Annotated in this window: 21 protein-coding genes and 1 pseudogene; 7 read left to right on the top strand and 15 right to left on the bottom strand. The window is 61.2% G+C overall.

The genetic code is table 11. The features are described from left to right. Positions 1-22: 22 nt before the first annotated feature. Positions 23-937 (bottom strand): permease-like cell division protein FtsX, encoded by a 915-nt coding sequence (gene ftsX / locus AC6CHP_RS03475; protein ID WP_104184959.1) that lies wholly within the window; start codon positions 935-937, stop codon positions 23-25. Continuing rightward, positions 934-1,713: a cell division ATP-binding protein FtsE gene (gene ftsE / locus AC6CHP_RS03470; protein ID WP_188727803.1), complete on the bottom strand. Its 780-nt coding sequence runs from the start codon at positions 1,711-1,713 to the stop codon at positions 934-936. The genes ftsX and ftsE overlap by 4 nt, the downstream gene beginning before the upstream one ends. 387 nt (positions 1,714-2,100) lie before the next feature. On the opposite strand from ftsE, the gene AC6CHP_RS03465 reads away from it, so the two are divergent. After that, entirely contained in the window at positions 2,101-3,909 is a 1,809-nt protein-coding gene (locus AC6CHP_RS03465; protein WP_498228209.1) for a S8 family serine peptidase, read from the top strand. Positions 3,910-3,914: 5 nt separating this feature from the next. Here AC6CHP_RS03465 and prfB read toward each other — a convergent pair whose 3' ends face one another. The 8 genes and pseudogenes from prfB to AC6CHP_RS03425 all read right to left on the bottom strand — a co-directional run. Further along, entirely contained in the window at positions 3,915-5,033 is a 1,119-nt protein-coding gene (prfB, locus tag AC6CHP_RS03460) for a peptide chain release factor 2 (RefSeq protein WP_498228208.1), read from the bottom strand. Positions 5,034-5,140: 107 nt separating this feature from the next. Then, the gene (locus AC6CHP_RS03455; RefSeq protein ID WP_498228207.1) at positions 5,141-5,587 is read right to left on the bottom strand and encodes a pilus assembly protein TadG-related protein; all 447 of its coding nucleotides are present in this window, start codon (positions 5,585-5,587) and stop codon (positions 5,141-5,143) included. Continuing rightward, on the bottom strand, positions 5,584-5,943 hold the full coding sequence (locus AC6CHP_RS03450) for a hypothetical protein (protein ID WP_308421952.1): 360 nt from the start codon (positions 5,941-5,943) through the stop codon (positions 5,584-5,586). Before AC6CHP_RS03450 ends, AC6CHP_RS03455 begins: the two co-directional genes overlap by 4 nt. A 142-nt stretch (positions 5,944-6,085) precedes the next feature. Next, positions 6,086-6,463, bottom strand: a complete 378-nt coding sequence (locus tag AC6CHP_RS03445; RefSeq protein WP_498228299.1) for a TadE/TadG family type IV pilus assembly protein — start codon at positions 6,461-6,463, stop codon at positions 6,086-6,088. Positions 6,464-6,514: 51 nt separating this feature from the next. Beyond that, positions 6,515-6,763: a hypothetical protein gene (locus AC6CHP_RS03440; RefSeq protein ID WP_498228206.1), complete on the bottom strand. Its 249-nt coding sequence runs from the start codon at positions 6,761-6,763 to the stop codon at positions 6,515-6,517. 70 nt (positions 6,764-6,833) lie between these two features. Next, a complete protein-coding gene (locus AC6CHP_RS03435; RefSeq protein WP_498228205.1) occupies positions 6,834-7,775 on the bottom strand; it encodes a type II secretion system F family protein in 942 nt (313 codons plus the stop codon). Further along, a complete protein-coding gene (locus tag AC6CHP_RS03430) occupies positions 7,772-8,629 on the bottom strand; it encodes a type II secretion system F family protein (RefSeq protein ID WP_498228204.1) in 858 nt (285 codons plus the stop codon). The genes AC6CHP_RS03435 and AC6CHP_RS03430 overlap by 4 nt, the downstream gene beginning before the upstream one ends. Beyond that, positions 8,626-8,931 (bottom strand): annotated as a pseudogene (locus AC6CHP_RS03425) (CpaF family protein); the annotation flags it as partial. The pseudogene AC6CHP_RS03425 and the gene AC6CHP_RS03430, both read right to left, overlap by 4 nt. A 630-nt stretch (positions 8,932-9,561) precedes the next feature. Between AC6CHP_RS03425 and AC6CHP_RS03420 the strand changes: the two are divergent. Together AC6CHP_RS03420 and AC6CHP_RS03415 are read left to right on the top strand one after the other, a co-directional pair. Next, on the top strand, positions 9,562-10,935 hold the full coding sequence (locus AC6CHP_RS03420; RefSeq protein WP_498228203.1) for a recombinase family protein: 1,374 nt from the start codon (positions 9,562-9,564) through the stop codon (positions 10,933-10,935). Between the two features lie 199 nt (positions 10,936-11,134). Beyond that, positions 11,135-12,229, top strand: coding sequence for a DNA methyltransferase (locus AC6CHP_RS03415; RefSeq protein WP_498228202.1), 1,095 nt, complete (start codon positions 11,135-11,137; stop codon positions 12,227-12,229). Between the two features lie 79 nt (positions 12,230-12,308). On the opposite strand, the gene AC6CHP_RS03410 is transcribed toward AC6CHP_RS03415, so the two are convergent. After that, entirely contained in the window at positions 12,309-12,539 is a 231-nt protein-coding gene (locus AC6CHP_RS03410; protein WP_498228201.1) for a hypothetical protein, read from the bottom strand. A 62-nt stretch (positions 12,540-12,601) separates the two neighbouring features. Beyond that, the gene (locus tag AC6CHP_RS03405) at positions 12,602-12,835 is read right to left on the bottom strand and encodes a hypothetical protein (RefSeq protein WP_498228200.1); all 234 of its coding nucleotides are present in this window, start codon (positions 12,833-12,835) and stop codon (positions 12,602-12,604) included. 266 nt (positions 12,836-13,101) lie between these two features. On the opposite strand from AC6CHP_RS03405, the gene AC6CHP_RS03400 reads away from it, so the two are divergent. Then, the gene (locus AC6CHP_RS03400) at positions 13,102-13,425 is read left to right on the top strand and encodes a hypothetical protein (protein WP_498228199.1); all 324 of its coding nucleotides are present in this window, start codon (positions 13,102-13,104) and stop codon (positions 13,423-13,425) included. Here AC6CHP_RS03400 and AC6CHP_RS03395 read toward each other — a convergent pair. From AC6CHP_RS03395 to AC6CHP_RS03385, 3 genes are all read right to left on the bottom strand, one after another. Next, positions 13,411-13,752, bottom strand: a complete 342-nt coding sequence (locus tag AC6CHP_RS03395; RefSeq protein ID WP_498228198.1) for a hypothetical protein — start codon at positions 13,750-13,752, stop codon at positions 13,411-13,413. The two genes, AC6CHP_RS03400 and AC6CHP_RS03395, sit on opposite strands and share 15 nt — an antisense overlap. Positions 13,753-14,127: 375 nt before the next feature. Beyond that, positions 14,128-14,418, bottom strand: coding sequence for a hypothetical protein (locus AC6CHP_RS03390; RefSeq protein WP_498228197.1), 291 nt, complete (start codon positions 14,416-14,418; stop codon positions 14,128-14,130). Next, positions 14,408-14,749 carry a hypothetical protein gene (locus AC6CHP_RS03385; RefSeq protein ID WP_498228196.1) on the bottom strand — a complete coding sequence of 114 codons (342 nt, stop codon included), beginning with the start codon at positions 14,747-14,749 and terminating at the stop codon, positions 14,408-14,410. The genes AC6CHP_RS03390 and AC6CHP_RS03385 overlap by 11 nt, the downstream gene beginning before the upstream one ends. A 136-nt stretch (positions 14,750-14,885) precedes the next feature. On the opposite strand from AC6CHP_RS03385, the gene AC6CHP_RS03380 reads away from it, so the two are divergent. The 3 genes from AC6CHP_RS03380 to AC6CHP_RS03370 all read left to right on the top strand — a co-directional run bounded on the left by AC6CHP_RS03380 (position 14,886) and on the right by AC6CHP_RS03370 (position 17,322). After that, the gene (locus tag AC6CHP_RS03380; RefSeq protein ID WP_498228195.1) at positions 14,886-15,653 is read left to right on the top strand and encodes a DUF2637 domain-containing protein; all 768 of its coding nucleotides are present in this window, start codon (positions 14,886-14,888) and stop codon (positions 15,651-15,653) included. A gap of 76 nt (positions 15,654-15,729) precedes the next feature. Beyond that, positions 15,730-15,942: a hypothetical protein gene (locus AC6CHP_RS03375; protein WP_498228194.1), complete on the top strand. Its 213-nt coding sequence runs from the start codon at positions 15,730-15,732 to the stop codon at positions 15,940-15,942. A 162-nt stretch (positions 15,943-16,104) separates the two neighbouring features. Then, positions 16,105-17,322 carry a hypothetical protein gene (locus AC6CHP_RS03370; RefSeq protein ID WP_498228193.1) on the top strand — a complete coding sequence of 406 codons (1,218 nt, stop codon included), beginning with the start codon at positions 16,105-16,107 and terminating at the stop codon, positions 17,320-17,322. The last annotated feature ends 157 nt before the right edge of the window (positions 17,323-17,479 follow it).

Here is a 17,479-nt window from a genome sequence, read left to right as displayed (position 1 = left end):
ATTCCTCGATTTATTTGCATACCTAGACGCGAAGGTATCTGCGTAAGGTCAAGAGAGACGAAATTCCAGCCAAGGATGCACCAAGGATTAGCAGTGCAGGAATCAGGATCAGCGTTTGGCCGGAGGATATGAAGGCAGTGTCGGGATACTGCTGGGACATGAATTCTCCGAGGAAGAAGTGTGCCACGGCCCAGAGCGTTGCCGACGCCAGGGCGGCGCCGATCACCGCGGCGATGACGCCCTCGAGGATGAACGGCAGCTGGATCACTGTCTTGGACGCGCCCACCAGCCTCATGATCCCCGTTTCGCGGCGGCGGCTGAACGCCGAGAGCCTGATGGTGGTGGCGATCAGCAGGATTGCACAGACAATCATGACGCCCGCGATGCTGACTGCCACCAAGGAGGCGCCGTTCATCACCGAGAACAGGCGTTCGAGTAACTGGCGCTGGTCAATGACCGTCTCAACGCCGGGCTGGGAGGAAAAGGTCTCGCTGATGATCTGGTACTTTTCCGGATCCTTCATGTTGATCCGGAAGGACGCCGGCAGCTGGTCAGGGGTCACCGAGTCCACGATGGGCGAATTGGAGAACTGGTCCTTGAAGTGGTTGTATGCCTCCTCCTTGGACTCGAACTGGAAGTCGTTAACGTACTGCGCCACGGCGGGAGACTCGAGCAGGGTGTTGAGGCTGGCCTGCTGTTCGGCGGTGACCGGCCCGCTGGCGCAACCCGCCGCCGTCGAACCTTCACTGCACAGGAAGATGGCCACCTGGACTTTGTCGTACCAGTAGCCCTTCATCTGGTTGATCTGCATCTGCAGCATGCCCGCTGCGCCCACGAAGGTGAGCGAGACGAAGGTGACCAGGATGACCGAGACCACCATGGAGAGGTTGCGGCGGAGTCCGCTTCCAATCTCACCGAGGATAAACGCGAGCCTCATCGCTGCCCCTCGCCTTCGCCGGGAACCCCAGCTTCGGGGGTGTCCCGCCCGCTGGCGTCCTTGAGCCTGCGGGACTGGCCTACAACCGGAATCATCGAGGTGTAGAGCGCCCTTGCCTCGTCACGGATGACGACGCCGTTCTTGAGTTCCACCACGCGTTTACGCATTTCATTGACGATGTCGTCGTCGTGGGTTGCCATGACCACGGTGGTTCCGTTTTGGTTGATCTTGTCCAGGATGCCCATGATGCCCATTGAGGTGGTGGGGTCGAGGTTTCCGGTGGGCTCGTCGGCGAGCAGGATCCCTGGACGGTTGACGACGGCGCGGGCGATGGCCACCCGCTGCTGCTCACCGCCGGAGAGTTCGTGCGGCATGCGGTGTTCCTTGCCCTCGAGGCCGACGGTCTTCAGGACCTCGGGGACGGTGTCGCGGATGACGCTGCGGCTTTTTCCGATGACCTGCATGGCGAAGGCGACGTTTGCGAAGACGTTTTTCTGGGGCAGGAGCCGGAAGTCCTGGAAGACGACGCCAATTCCGCGGCGGAGCCGTGGCACGCGCCAGCTGGAGATTTTGGCGACGTTCTGGCCGGCAACATAAACGGCACCGGACGTGGCCCGGTCCTCCTTGAGGACAAGCCGGAGGAAGGTGGATTTGCCGGAGCCGGATGCGCCCACCAGGAAGGCGAATTCGCCGCGGTCAATCTCAAGGTTGACAGAGTCCAGCGCAGGCCGGGCTTTCTGGTCGTAGACCTTGGTGACATTTTCGAATCGGATCATGGCCCTAAGTACCCTGCAGGGCATGGCTGATTCTGATGCAGCCCAGTTCTGCAGCCGGTGCGCGGGTTTCGTGTGGGGGAAGTAGGGCCCCGGCCCCTCGACTATACGCAGGAGTTTCCGCGTATCACACCGGTTTCAGGGGGCGTGTCGCGGGATCCGTGTGCCTGGCCCCGCTGTTGGGCCTATTTTTCGGCGTTGCCGGCAAATGGCCGTCCTGTGGCTACACATGCGGAAATGCCGCCAAAACCACTTGCTTTTGCCAAGGTTCCACATATTCCCCACAGGATCCCCTGAGGTTCGCCTGGAAGGCAATGGACTCCCCATAAGCTCAGATTCGATGGCGGGTGGTCAATTCAGCATCCGCCTAAGTTCTATGAGGAATCAAACATGCATTTCGCTTTCCTTGGGCGCGGCGCCCTTGTTGTCCTCCTGATCTCAGTCGTCACGCTCATGGCAGCTCCAATGGCGGCGGCTGGGGAAATGGCGCAAGCTGCTGCACGCCCTGTGGCGGTGAACGAGCCCGGGCGATACCTGGTTGAGTTCGCACCGGGTGTGGATGTCCCGCGGGAAGTGCTCGCACTGGAGTCCCAGGGAATCGGTGTCAGCCGCAAGTTTGGGACAGCGTTACGCGGTGCAGCAATCAAGGCGACGGCGCGGCAAGTGGAGGCGTTGGCCCGCTCGGAAAGGGTCGCCGCCGTGGAGATCGATGCACGGGTGAGTATTTCCGAAACCCAGCAACCAGCTCCATGGGGGTTGGACAGGTTGGACCAGCAAAACCTTCCCCTGTCCGGCTCCTATACTACTTTCTCCTCAAGCCAGTCAGGTGTCAGAGCCTACGTTCTGGACACGGGGATCCTTGCATCCCACTCGGATTTCGGCGGGCGCGTGACTTCCGGTTGGACAGCACTGAATGACGGGCGGGGAACCACGGACTGCAACGGTCATGGCACGCATGTCGCTGCAACCGTCGGCGGGCAAATCCACGGGGTGGCCAAGTCTGCGATGCTCGTCCCAGTCCGGGTATTGGACTGCAACGGTTCGGGATACTACTCAGATGTCATAGCCGGGCTCGACTGGGTTGCCACCGACCACCGTGACGGGAGCCCTGCCGTAGTCAACCTCAGCCTGGGCGGCCCGACCAGCAAAATGCTCGACGTCGCTGTCCAGAGTGTTATCAACGACGGCATCGCCGCAGTGGTGGCTGCCGGGAACTCCGCCATAGATGCCTGCAACAGCTCCCCTGCGCGGCTTCCCGCTGCCCTCAGTGTCGCGGCCAGCGATTCTTCGGACCGGCAGGCTTCCTTCTCAAACTACGGAAGCTGTGTGGATTTGTACGCCCCGGGCGTCGGAATCAGTTCCGCTTGGCACACGTCTACAACCGCCACCGCGTCGGCGAGCGGGACTTCAATGGCGGCACCCCACGTAGCTGGGGCCGCGGTGCTCCTGCTGGCCCGGGACCCCCTCCTGACGCCTGCCCAGGTATCCGAGACAATAGTCTCTGCAGCTGTGACAGGGGTCATTGCAAGGTCAGGAGCTAACACGCCAAACCGACTGCTGCATCTGCGGCCGGCAAAGGCCTCCGCGCCGTCTACAGCGTCCCCCTTCACAGACGTGGCCCCCGATCACGCTTTCTACAAGGAGATAACGTGGCTCGCTGGCAACGGGATCAGCAACGGCTGGACCGAACCCGATGGCACTAAGACCTACCGTCCAACACTCGCAGTGTCCCGCGAGGCCATGGCCGCCTTCATGTACCGGCTTGCAGGAAGTCCCGCCTACGTTCCATCAGCAACTTCCCCCTTCACCGACGTAGCCACTAATCACGCGTTCTACAAAGAGATAACATGGCTCGCTGCCAACGGGATCAGCAACGGCTGGACCGAACCCGATGGCACTAAAACCTACCGTCCAACCCTCGCAGTGTCCCGCGAGGCCATGGCCGCCTTCATGTACCGGCTCGCAGGAAGTCCCGCCTACGTTCCATCAGCAACTTCCCCCTTCACCGACGTAGCCACTAAGCACGCGTTCTACAAAGAGATAACATGGCTCGCTGCCAACGGGATCAGCAACGGCTGGACCGAACCCGATGGCACTAAGACCTACCGTCCAACCCTCGCAGTGTCCCGCGAGGCCATGGCCGCCTTCATGTACCGGCTTTCAGCCGCTCGCCTGATCGGCGACCAGCCACCGGCCTGAGCAATCTAGGACTTGGCGGCGTTGCGGTTATCCGTGCGCCACCGGATGCCGGCGTCGATAAAGTCGTCAATTTCGCCGTCGAACACGGCGGAGGTGTTGCCTACCTCGTGCTCCGTCCGCAGGTCCTTCACCATCTGGTAGGGGTTGAGGACGTAGGACCGCATCTGGTCACCCCAGGACGCCTTGACGTCGCCGGCCAGAGTCTTCTTTTCGGCGTCCTCCTCCTCCTTCTTAAGGAGCAGGAGCCTGGACTGCAGCACCCGCATGGCAGCGGCGCGGTTCTGCAGCTGCGATTTCTCGTTCTGCATGGAGACCACAGTACCGGTGGGGATGTGGGTGAGGCGGACGGCAGAGTCAGTGGTGTTGACTGACTGGCCGCCGGGGCCCGAGGAGCGGAATACATCGACGCGGATCTCGTTATCCGGGATTTCGATGGAGTCGGTCTGCTCGATCAGCGGGATGACCTCCACCGCGGCAAAGGAGGTCTGGCGCCGTCCCTGGTTGTCGAAGGGGCTGATCCTGACGAGCCGGTGGGTGCCCGCCTCGACGCTGAGGGTGCCGAAGGCGTAGGGCGCCTTTACCTCGAAAGTTGCGGACTTCAGGCCGGCTTCTTCGGCGTAGGACGTGTCCATGACCGTGGTGGGGTAGCCGTGGCGCTCCGCCCAGCGGAGGTACATGCGCATCAGCATCTCGGCGAAGTCGGCAGCGTCCACGCCTCCGGCCCCTGCACGGATGGAGACGACGGCTTCCCGCTCGTCATATTCTCCGGAGAGGAGGGTGACCACTTCGAGTTCCTTGAGGGCCTTCTTGATGGACTCGAGTTCGGCGGCCGCCTCCCCCATGGAATCGGCGTCGTCCTCGTCCTGTCCCAGCTCCACCAGGACTTCGAGGTCATCGATCCGTGAGGCGAGCTTATTGAGGCGCTCGAGTTCGGACTGCTTGTGCGAAAGCTTTGACGTGATTTTCTGCGCCGCTGAGGGGTCGTCCCACAGGTCCGGCTCGCCTGCCCGCTCGCTCAGTTCGGCGATGTCTTCCTTGAGCGCGTCTACATCAGAGACCCGCTCAATGGAGTCGTAGGTGGCGCGAAGGGCGCGGATTTCAGCGGAAAAATCAATATTGGCCATGGTTGTTTAACCCTACGCTATCCGGCACAAGCTTCGGCATGGACTGGCTACTCTGCCGTGCGCCAGCCCGGCCGGTGCAGGCCGCAAGCATCCCTAACCCTTTCCGGTCAGCGCGTCAGGCGCGAGCGCGCCGTCGACGTCGCTTCGATCCTTATGCCGTCCGGCACCAGGAAGTTGACCACCGGAGGGTGGACAGCAGCTGTCAGCACGACGACGGCGGTGGAGCCGTCGGGGCTGCCCGTTGACCCCGCCACGGCGAGTCCGCTGAAACGTTGGGCAGCCGGGCTCCTTGAGACGAAGTCCGCCGCGACGTTCCTGACCCGGGCGGGGCTCAGTGTTGCTGAAGGACTTTCGCCCTGTGTGTCCACGTCCCCAAGGGTGTAGCTGTCTGCCGCCGCCAGGGAGGCACCGTCAGCGAGGGAAAGCAGCCGTTTGTGTTCCAGGTACACAGAGGAAATGCCAATGACCACAGTGGTGACAAGCAGAGCCAAGGTCACGTACCCGAGGATCATCACCATCATCTGGCCGTCTTCGTTGTTTGTCCTGGCGGTCATCTGAATCTGCCCACCAGTTGCGTTGCGGAGGCCTCAACCTCGCTTGCGGCCAACCGGAAGTCATTGTTGAAGGGCACAAAAGGCAGGGGCACCGACAGGCTCACCGTGATGGTCACCGCGGCGCCCGGAGCTTGGCAGTCGGCGGGGTCGCATGTCGTTGAGATGCTTGCCTTATCAGGCTGGTGCCCGAAGTCGGCAAGGGCGATAGACACCGCCTGTTCGGCGGCAGCCTGCGCCGTCGGTTCGTCAGGCTGGGCGACGTAGACCTTGGCTGCCTGGTCCGCTGCTCCCACCACGGCAAAAGACCCGCCCTGGATTTGCCCCACGGTAATGACGAAGTACACCAGCGGCACCATAAGAAGGAGTCCAAGGAAGGTAAACTCGACAACGGCACTCCCCCGCTCGTGTTCTTCCCTGTCTTCCTGTCCTTGAGCTGCTGAGAGTGGCCGCAGGCACAGAACTTGGACCATCCTGCCTTTCAGGAGTCGTGCCCCCAGCCTATGGCTGCACTGCGGCATGCCCCTTCACCTCCAGCATGTCACGGGGGCCGATGAGCCCGATGACGGGCAGCGGCGCCCGCACTGTCACTTCCAAGGTGCGGAGGCCTTGAACAGTCACTTCGCTGGTGCTCACCTGTTGGGCAAATCCGGCAGTCAAGGCCGAGCCGATCAGGCTGCGGGTCCGTTCCTCGGCGTCGGCTGCTCCCCGGTCCGCGAGGGTGCCGTACCTGGCGCCTGAGGCCGCGGCATCGATCAACGTGTTGCGAACGTGCAGGATCAAGGTCAGCTGGATGATGGCCAGGAAGAACATCGTGAGGAGTCCTCCCACCAGGACAAAATCCACCACTGCCGAGCCCTGCTCCCGCGTCGCGGCCAGGCCGCGGACTCCGTGGGCCGGACTTGACGGGTGGGAGGACCTCTGCACCGCTTAGCTTCCCACCGTATCCATCGCCTGGTTGAACATCGCCTCCAGCGCAGGTCCGGCAAGGGCCAGCAGCGCCGCCACCAGCACGGCCGACATCAGGGTGATCATGACCCAGCCCGGCACGTCGCCCCTTTCCTTGTGGTTGCAGCCCACACTATGGTCGCCGCGACGGTCTGACGCGCAAAGGGCCGTGCCCAGGGCGGCGTTCACGACGAAGAGCAGGGATGCCCAGCGATTTCCCATTAGTTTCATTTCCCGTCCTATTCCTGGTTCGGTTCTTCGGTGGTTCTGCATTCTTGCGGCCTCCAGTGGCGTCTTTTCTTCACAAGCCCAGGTTGATGGCCGCGAGGCCCGGGAAGACGGCGAACACCACTGTCAGCGGGAGCACGCCAAAAACAAGCGGCACCATCATGGCGATTTCTTTCTTGCCGGCAGCTTCCATCAGGTCGCGTTTTGCTGTATCCCGCACGTCTTGGGCCTGGGCACGCAGAACATCGGCCAACGGGGTGCCTCTCTGGACGGCAACGATGATGCCGTCCACGAACCTCACCAGCGGTGCCAGGTCCGTACGTGCAGAGAATTCCTGCAGTGCCTGCACCAGAGGCTTGCCCGCCCGGGTCTCGGCAAGAATGTCTGCGAACTCCTTGGTGAGCTCACCCTTGGCACTCCGGCAAACCCTGTCCAGGGCACCGGTGGCGCTTTCCCCTGCGCTGACCGCGAGTGCCATCAGTTCAGCGAGGCTCGGAAATTCCGCCATCATCCTCGATTCGCGCCGCTTCACCTGCACACCGAGCCAGTAGTCCCGCAGCATGAAGCCGCCCACAGCGCTGCCCAGGATGGCGACAGCGGCGAGCAGGGGGTTGGACCTCCCGGCGGCGGCTCCCATCGCGGTAATACCAAGCGCGGCCACAAAGCCGGCAGCCGCCCACAAAAGCTGTTCCGCCCGGAAGTCAATGGAAGTCTTGTTGATTCCCGCCTGCGCCAGTCGTCGCGCAGTCGCCCCCGGCGACGGGTTCAGCCTCCCCAAAGCCGCCATGCCGTCACGGAACACCGGACGCAGAATCCTTCCGAGCGGGCCGAAAGGCGTGGGGTTGGCTTTACCCGGGCTTAAGAGCCGTGATTCCAGGTTCTGGGACTTCAGCTGCGGCTCGATGCGTTCCGTCAGGGTTGTCGCGCGCATCAGCGGGGACCTGAAGATGGCGAGCCATAGACCGATTCCCAGGAGGATTCCGCAGCCGACGGCGGCAGGAGCTACGTCGATCACCGGAGCACCCGCTCATCCTGGGGCAGGGCCCCAATCCTCAGCATGATGGAGTAGCAGAGCAGCGAAACTACCAGGCCACCGAGCAGGACTGCTGCACCCACAGCGGTGTTGTATGCCTGCACCGCCTCCGGCCTTGTTGCCAGCAGGATCATGACGATCCACGGGGCAGCCACCGCAAGGCGTGCGGCGTTGACAGTCCAGGACTGCCTCGCCTCAAGCTCGCTCCGGGTGCGGGCGCTCTCGCGGAGGAACTCAGCCAACGTTCCGAGCAACTTTCCGAGGTCTGAACCGCCAACTTCGCGGGTCAGGCGGAGGGCTTCGACGATGCGGTCGGCAACCGGGTCCGCGAGCCGGTGTTTGAGCTTGTTGAGGGACGCATCGAACTGGCCCCCGGCGCGGTAGTCGGCACCGAACTCCCGGAATACGTGCCGGAGCTCTTCAGGACCCTTTTCCCCGAGCTGGATGAGGGCTTCCGGTAGCGGCAGGCCGGCCCGGATCGCAGAGCGGAGGTGGTCAACGACGTCGGGCCACAGTTGGCGCAACAATGCGCTTCTCTTTCTCGCCCTCCAGCGCAGGATGCTGATGGGAAGCCACGCTGCGAACAGTGCGAAACAGCCGGCGATAGGCCAGGATCGGCTGACGGCGTAAAACACCAATGCCACGAAAAGACCGAGCCCCGCGCACGTGCCGATGAGGCTGCCTGGGGATACCTTGTCGACGCCGGCGGAGGCGAGAAGGTCACCCAGGCGGCTGACCTTCCGCTCCTTGGGACCTTGTACAGGTGTCTCCCAAAGGGACCACCAGATGAGGAAGAGCCCCGTCCCCGTGGTAATCCCCAGCAAAGCCGCCGTCATCGCTGATCCAGCAGCGCCGCGACGTCGTACCCTGCCCGGCTGAATTTTTCTGCGGCCGGCATCGAGCTTGCCCGGGGCTGCAGGGCGCCGTCCACCATCGCAAAGACCGGGGACGACTCGATGATGCCGTTTTCCACCCGTCGGCCCAGTGAGAGGATTTCGGTTACCTCCCTGCGGCCGTTGCCCTGCCGGCTGCAATGAACCACTAAATCAATGCAGGATGCGACTGTGGGGACGACGAAGGCACTTGAGATGTTGTCGCCTGCGAGCAAGGGCAGGGTACAGATCTTGGTGACGGCGTCAGGGATACGTATAGAAAAGCGTGTACCCAAGGAACAGATTGGTGCCCTTCTTGCTGCAGGTCCATCTACTGAACGGCGCGTTAGTGGCGCCGGCGACAGTTTTTCGCGTAAACATGATGCCTGTGAAACCTACGAAACATACACAAGAAGTTTCTGCAGCAGAGGAAGTCCCGGCAGGCATTGGTCACCGCTTGATGTTTTCCGACCCCAACTCCATAGAGGCGAGTGCTTCAAGCGACCGTGGGTTCTCGGGGACCTCCCTGGTTCCGGCTTTCTCGCACCAGTAACAAGAAGATGAAACGACCGAGGCAGCTGGAATAAGCGGTTCCAAGCCATTCTGCAAACATGCCAAGGAACCCACGCGTCGTTTTCTCCGCCCAAGTTGTGAACGAACGGCAATCGACCGTGCACAACTCTCGCTACCAAACCGACGTGGGGAGCAGACTTGAGTGTAGGCAGGGCATGAGCTTGCTTAGTGACGCAACTCCACGACTCAGCCAGCTGACCAAGGTTTGAGTACCTGATCCCACGGCACCGGTCGGGCTGCAACATCCCCGAATCTGTCACAGGCATGTTGCACGTCCGGCGTGTACGCCCGTGACGTGGCAGCAATCCCCCTAACCTGATTTTGTGACCACTCGCGCTGTTCTCTATGCCCGCATATCCAAGGACCTTCAGCATGAAGGTCTAGGCGTTGAGCGTCAGCTGGTCGACAGTCGCCGCTATGCTCTGGAGCGCGGGTACGAGATCGTAAAGGAGCTCCGAGACAACGACATCTCGGCGAGCGGGCTGAAGAAGCGTCCCTCCTACATAGAACTCCGCCAGATGATGGAGGATCGTGCTGTCGATCTGGTCGTTGTCTATGCAATGGACCGGCTTCACCGCAACATGGCGGAGCTGCAGGAATACATAGCGCTTTCAGTGAAAACTGATGTAGGAATTGCCTCTGTCACCGACGGAGGAGAAGTCGATCTCTCCTCACCAGACGGGAGGCTCCGCGCGAATATCGTCGGGGCGGTAAGTGCCCACGAACGTGAGCGACTACAGCTCCGGATAAAGCGTAAGCATCTTGAGTTGGCTGAAAAGGGCGCTTGGCCGGGGCGTCGAGTCTATGGTTATCTTGCAGATTCCACCGTTGTCGAGCCTGAAGCAGTAATCGTTAAGGAAATCTGCCAGAGAATCCTGGATGGGGAAGGATTCAACGACATCGCACGCGATCTGAATTTGCGGGGAGTTCCCACCTTGACGGGTTCCCTCTGGCGTGCCAGTTCCATTGTCGGTATAGCAAGATCCGCACGCATCGCTGGCCATAGAGAGCACCACGGTGTCATCACCGCGCGAGACGCCTGGCCCTCAATCATTGATCAGGAAACCAGCATGCTCCTGCGCATCCGACTCGCCCCCGGGCAATCCGGCCGCATCCGGGGAGGACCACGCAAGTATCTGCTGACAGGTTTACTGCGATGCGGCAACTGTGGCACCGGTCTTGTACGCGGGCTTGCAGGAAAGACCAGGGTCCCAAACTACCGCTGCCCAAAAAACCAAGGCGCAGCTGCTTGTGGTCGTATCAGCATCAGCTTCGAGGCCACCGAGACGTTCCTAGCCGAAGCTCTCTTCCTGGCTCACGATCGGATCATCACCGAAAGCGGATCCGGCAACGACGAAGACTTGTCGGCGTGGGCTGAGAAGCGTAAAGAGCTAGAGGCACGAAAAGCAGCGCTGGCGAAACTTCTCGGAGCCGGCGCAATGGACCCTGAAGAATGGGGGGTGGCTTCCGGCGAGATAAAGCGCGCACTGGCAAACCTGCCCGAGCCCCGTGTCGCTCCCACGCGCTCCCGGACGACCGGGGCGGAGCTTCGGGCGGCATGGCCTCACTTATCTACCCATGAGAAACGAGCCCTACTAGAGGACGCGTTCGTGAAAGTGACCGTTCTACCCCGCCTGATTGTTACTGGCCCAAAGGTCTTCGACCCTAGGCGGCTCGAGCCGGAGTGGCGGTACTAGGTGGGACGGTAGCAGCCTTGGAGTTAGCCGCGTCGACGGCGGCAAGAACCCGCGCAACTGCCCCACGTTCTTCGATGACCATTGGCAAGTTCTGGGCAGACCTTGTGCGGCGGACCCAAGCGATTACATCGGCATTTTCGTTCATGGCCGTCATGTGTGCGGAATGCCAAAAAAGCTCTTCACTACTGAAAATAGGACAGTGGCAGTGATTCAAAACGGCTTTACCCCGAATGCAATTCACCAGGGAGATGCGCGACACGTACTACCTGAGCTCGTTGCAGCCGGAGGGGCAGATCAGGTCAAGCTTTGTTATCTAGACCCACCTTTCAACACCAGGGGCGCGCACTCCGCTCGCAAGCACTACCGGGACCACCGCACGTCTACGGATTGGGCGGATCTCCTGCGGGACGTCATCAAGAACGTCCACAGTTTGTTGCGTGACGATGGGTCGCTGTGGCTCCATCTCGATTCCAACGAGCTGGGGAGCGCAAAGCTGATGTGTGAAGAAATCTTTGGCACCCAAAACACGGTCGGCGTCATTACTTGGGAAAAGACCCGACGACCGGCTTTCCTTCATGGCCAAATGTCGTCAGTAACGGACTTCATCCTTGTCTTTGCCAAGGATCGCAGCAAGCTGCCGCCGTTCACGGAGGGTATGACGGAGTCGGGTAAACGGATACCAATTGCCCACAGGGGAAACAGGCTTGCAACCCTGTCGCTTCCCCCAGGATCAGTGCGGTTCAACAGCTCGGACGGGACCTACCCAGCCGGGGACCACTCGTCCCCCGCCATCAACGCCAAGCTCCTCGAGAGTGTGATTGTTGAGAAAGGCCGTAACCTAGGTTGGTTGCGGATGACGCTGCCTTCGAGGTACTCCGAAGCGAAGCTGGCCAAGATGGTCGCCGAAGGAGCTGATTTTCTAATTCCCAAGGTCCCCTTTCGCCCCAGCTACATTGCCCCAGCGGGAAAGCCTAAGCTGATTAGCAATCTCTGGAGTTGGCAGCTTGAACCCATAGAAACCAATGAAGACGCAGCCCGGCAGCAGGAACAGCTGTTTCCCGGGCGTCCATTTGCAGGCGCGAAGCCGGAGGGCCTGCTCCGCAAAATCATCACTCTGGCTTCGAAACCAGGAGATATAGTTCTGGACTGTTTCGCTGGATCTGGAACTACACCGGCCGTGGCTCAATCGCTCAGTCGCAAATGGATTGCCGTCGAGGAGCGAGCCGAGACAGTGGAACTCTATCTCCTGCCCCGGATGACAGCGGCAACAGTACCTTCGAATGGCTGGCCATAGTGATTGCCTCCGTGGCGCATTCACCCCTTCGAGCTACAACTACCACTCCTCTGATTAACCTTCCGCAGAAGTCGGGCGCCTAACCTTCACGCATACCTTCTGTTGCTCCCTGTTCAGGGCATGGACCTCGTTTTTCCATGTACTTCGTCACGGTCATGGCGACCCAGTCACTCAGGTGTTCGTACCCCTCAGCCGTGGCTATTTCCCGAGCAAGGTCTGCTTTCTGGATCGGCAAGCGGAAGTTGATAACGCGCCGCTCCCCTTTTGACTTACGTCCGCCGCGGGTTTGAATCGTTCGGTCAGCGGCCATGAGATCTCTCCTGTGGATCAGTGGTAAGGAAGAAGTTTTTGCATTCCGGAAGGCGCGGGATCTTACGACGCCACCTGGTTGGGAACCGCGCCCAGCTGACTACGGAACTCCGGCCGCTTCTTGTCTCGGGCTAGCTGTTTGGCGAGAGCGTCGGCTACATAGTCATTAACAGTGAGCCCCTTGGACGCGGCGATGAAGGCAACGTCATCCGCCGTCTTTTCCTGGACGCGAAAACCGATGAATTTGCGGCTGCCTTTACTGGGCCGCCCACCGGCTGCGTTTGGTCGTATTGCCATGTTCCGTCCTTTGACTGGATACAGCCCAGGGCTGAAGCTTGTCACAATGTCGAAAAGCGGCCTGCCAAAGACGGGGTTCCCTGTTGACCGCTAATGGTGAAGCTATCACCGGGTTTAGTGGCTCCCGGGGATAAAGCTTGGCGTGTTCAATCGCGTATTTATAGGCCAGAACAGCACTTTTGCGTAGCACTAAGAGAAAATTAGCAAGTCAATCCGGCCACTAATCTGCGCACCCTGCTGGCCCCTAATCACATAAAATTCGTGGCATGGAGCTGGAGCGCGTCACCAATGAAATGAGCGGCTGCTTCGCCGTGCGGACTTCCAGCGGCACGCTGTACAGCGTCGATCTTGACTCCAATCCGCGAAAGGTCGTCCGGCTCGCGGAGGACAAGCGGCCAGAGGGCGATTATGTCCAGCTATCCGTGTCGAGGCTGCGCAGAGACGGGGAAGAAATCCCGCTTCTGGCCATCGCAAAACTGGCTGTAGGTGAGCGGGCACAACTGTGGCTCGACATTAGAGGGGATGGGGTGGCCACGTTCAGGGAAACGACACCAGTGCTGTCGATCCACCGGCTCTCAGGCATGGTCTGAGTCCGAGCCCGCCCCTAACGCGCTTTCGTTCCAGGGGTCCGCCATCGCCCAGTAGTCCTCCTGCGGCAGACCCTTGAGTGCGTGGAAGAGGACGAGGTCCGGCTCAACATGATGCGGGCAGTTGTGCTCGACCTCCAGAATTGCTCGCCGGGAGATGGTCCCAGTAGCCAAGGCTACGATGTTCAGCCAGCACGCCTGGCAGACGGCATGGGGCAGCACCATGCCAGTGGACGAGTAGAAGGCGAGGCGGATGCTGTCAGTGGTCGCATTTACCGGCAGCTCAGTGCGGCCTACCGTGTCAATCGGATTTGTCGTCATGACCTTCATGTGTGCGGCGAATGTAGTTCCTCTCCCCGGTCCAAGAAAGGAGACGCAGGAGCACTTCCAGCACGTGATTGCCGGGTCAGGCCTCTGTGGGCGGGTTGCCTCTCAAGAGACGCCAGTCAACCCCCGGGCTTTCTCTCTGGCAAGGAAGTCATTTACGGTCCGCCGTTCCCAGAACCAAGCCCCGGCCATCTTTCCGACAGGTGCAGGGAAAGAGGGGACGCTGCGGCCGGCCGCTTTGCGGCACATCCGCGTACGAATGGCTATCTCCGAGACGCCCATGGTCTGGGCTAACTCCTTGAGGGTCATGGTCTGAAGCAATGGCTTTGTGCTCATGATCCCGAGGGTAGCAGCTCGCAACAGATCCGTTGCAAGCTTTCAGGAAGTCGCCGCGGGGCCTAAAGCACTGCCGGAAGTGGCTTTCTCGCCCCTCGCAGCTTCCCGCCGCCGCCGGTAAGCCACAATGTCAGCCTCATCCCACAAGGCTGCACCGGCAAGGCGGTCCGCAATGGGCGCCGGGAAATCCTTCGGCCCGCCCGGCCCGTCGACAGCCCTCCGCTTCTCCCACGAGCGGAGCGTGCCCCGTGCGATTCCCAGGTATTCGGACACCCGCTCGGCATCCATCAGCCCACGCACTGCCTTCGTATGGTCCGGGAGCTTACTGGCCATGGCTGGGGTCCTTCGCGTTCAGAGTAGCGATGTTTGGGTTTCCAAATTTGCGTTCGTGCGCCTCGATCGCTGCGCGGAGCACACGCACGTCGTCAACGTCGTATACGAAGGCGCCGTTGATCATGAAGGCCTGGGACGGATCCCCTGGGTCCTTCACCGGGTCGGGCAAGCACGTGCAGAGGGCCTTGGATTTCGGCCGGCCCCGCTCAATCCATGCCTGCCGGCGCTTTCGCCAGACCCGAAAGGTCGATTCGGGGACGCCCAGATAATCAGCCAGGTCTTTCGGTTGCACGAGCCCCCGAAGATGCCTCGGCCCCTCGTCGCTTGTCATGGCTCAAGCATTTCACGGCCACGCTCCAATGTCAGGGGAGCGTTTCATACCGTGTCGTGAAAGGCGCTAACACCTGTTATGCTTAATTGGTACACCATATAAGCACTGAACAAGTACAGGCAAACTTTGGAGCACGATGTCACCTGCAGGCAAGGCCGCACGCATTAGCGCGGAGAGCCGCCCCATCGCCTTCACCGCTGTCGGCGTCGCTGCCCTCATCTACGCCGGAGCGTTCACTACCAGCTTCTTCGGACAGGCTGCCCTGGCCGCCCATATGGCAATCCCCCCTGCGCTGCAGTATGTCGTACCCATCGTCATCGACCTGGGACTGGTCCTCTTCACCCTCGGTACGCTCTTGAAGAAGACGCGGGGTGAATCAACCCTCTGGACGAACTGTGCCACCGCCTTCTGGACGACCGTCTCTATCGCAGCAAACGTCTTGCACGTCCTGGTCCCGGCCGGCCCCGCGGGATCCTGGGGCTTTGGCACCTACACCGGCGCCGCCCTTTCAGCGCTGATGCCTCTGGGCGCTCTCGGGGCTTCCCTGGTCCTCGAGAACCTCTTGATCGAGCCTCCCGCCTCTACCCCGGCGGCGCGGACCGCACCTGCTGCCAACGAGCCCGATACTGCAGCAGCCGTGGCAGCTGTACCTGCGACGCCTGCTCCTGCGCGTTCCAAGCCAGCGCGGGTGGCAGCTGCCCAGAAGCCCGCCACGAACTCATCCGACCTTGTTGACCAGGTTCTCGCCCACAAGGCCGCCGGTCGCTCTAACCCGGCGATCGCCGGCCTGGTCGGGAAATCCGAGTCCACCGTGAAGCGGATCATCGCGGAGGCCAAGGCGACGGCCAAAGCTGCCGAAGCTGCCGGCCGGGCCGGACAAGATTCCGAAACGCGCGCAGCGTAGGGGCTAGACGTTTGAGTTAACCGCGCGCTACTGCGAAGTGAAACGCAAGCATAACAATAGGCAAGAAAAGAGAGACATGAGCACCGTACTGATTCACGACCGGCCCAGCATCCTCCACCGGCTGCTGTGGTCGATCGCATTCGCCATCTGCGGATATTTTCTCGCCAGGACTCTCGGGTTCGACCCCTTAGTCCTCCTCGTCTGGGACGCTGTGACGGAGGTGGCGCCGGCGGTCCTGGACGAACTCCGCGCAGCCGTAGATGTCATCCGCACTGCGACCAGCAAGTAGAGAGAGGCCTACTCGGGAACGGTAGCAGCCAGCGAAGCGGTTCGAGTAGACTGCAAGTATGCAACGGATCCGTTGCGGAGGACTCTATGATGCCATACCAAGAGAACGGCACGAATACCATTGAAGAGTACGGAAACGACCAGCGCTGGCACGAGTGATTCCGTGGCGGTCCGCAAGAAGACCTTGCAAAAGGTCGCAGCAGGCGCCGTCGGCCTCGTCCTCGCCGGTGCAGGCTTCGCTGCAGTCAGCACCCCGGGCACCAGCCTCAGCGGCTGGGAGGGCTCTCAGCCTGGCACTGAAGCCGTGATCGACGCGGGTGAACTCACACTCACGCTGGGCACAGACCACGGCTGGTTCGACCTGACCGGCTTCCCGTCGAATCAGCATGCAACGGCCGTAGACCCAGGCTTTTACGCCATCACCCCGGGCGACAGGCTCGAGAGGGTCCAGGAGATCTCGCTCAAGCTGAGCGGTGACAACATCGCAGCAGAACTGACCGCCGACATCAAGAGCATCAAGGGCGCCCTGGCCGGCCAGGGCCTCACCGGCACCGTGCGGTTGGTCAAGGGCTCATACACCCCGACATCCGGTCTGCAGCCTGCGGATGTGGTCGCCACCACCCCGATCATCGACAACCCCAAGGCCCCTCAGTTCACGTTCAACTCGGCTGTCACAGCAACTGACGGCCGGTATACGGTCTTGACCGACCTCGTCTTCAACCAGGGGGCGGTGCTGGGGCAAAGCGCAACTGGCATCCTGGACAGCACTAGCTTCAACCTGAAGCAGGTACGCAAGGGCCAGCCAAAACCCTGGGTGATCCCGGATTCGAATTTGGCCTGGTACGTTTCCGACAAGCTCGGCGTCCCGCAGGACGAACTGACGCAGGATGACGCGCTTCAGCTGACCACTTTGGATCTGACTGGCTGGTTCAATGTCGCATCCCTTGAGGGCATGCAGTACGCAACGAACCTGACCTCCGTCAACATTTCACACACTCAGATCAGCAGCGTTGCTCCCCTAGCCGGTGCCAACAAGCTGACGGACTTTACCGCCAAGAGCGTCTCCAACCTCACCTCGATCGACCCCCTGGCGGGGCTGAAGCTGGTGAACGTCAACTTCCAGTGGACGCAGCTTGACTCCATCTCGGCCTTGTCAGCGATGGACACTCTCCAGAATGTCGACCTGTTGGGGGTCCTGGGCCTTTCGGACATCAGCGCCCTGGCAGGGAAGCCGAGCTTGGCAAAACTCTCGATCCGCCTGACTGCAACCCACAGTCTTGAGCCGCTGCGGTACAACGCTTCACTGGTGTACCTCGACGCACTCCAGATCCCGGCCACCGACTGGTCCCCCGTCGACCACGTCACCACCGTCCTTCGGTAGCCGGCGCCTAAAGGGCGAAGCCAGCCCTGGGACCTTCCCTCAGGGCTGGCTTTTCTTCTATTGTTGTCACGCTTGCATGACAACGTGGCCGCGATACGAACAAGCACTTCTCCACAGCGCAGAAAGCTGTTAGCCCCTCATCAACCGCCGTTTTTTT

Source organism: Pseudarthrobacter sp. GQ63, from assembly GCF_059758765.1.
Note: the sequence above shows the minus strand (reverse complement) of the source record. Positions and strands in the feature narration are given on the sequence as shown.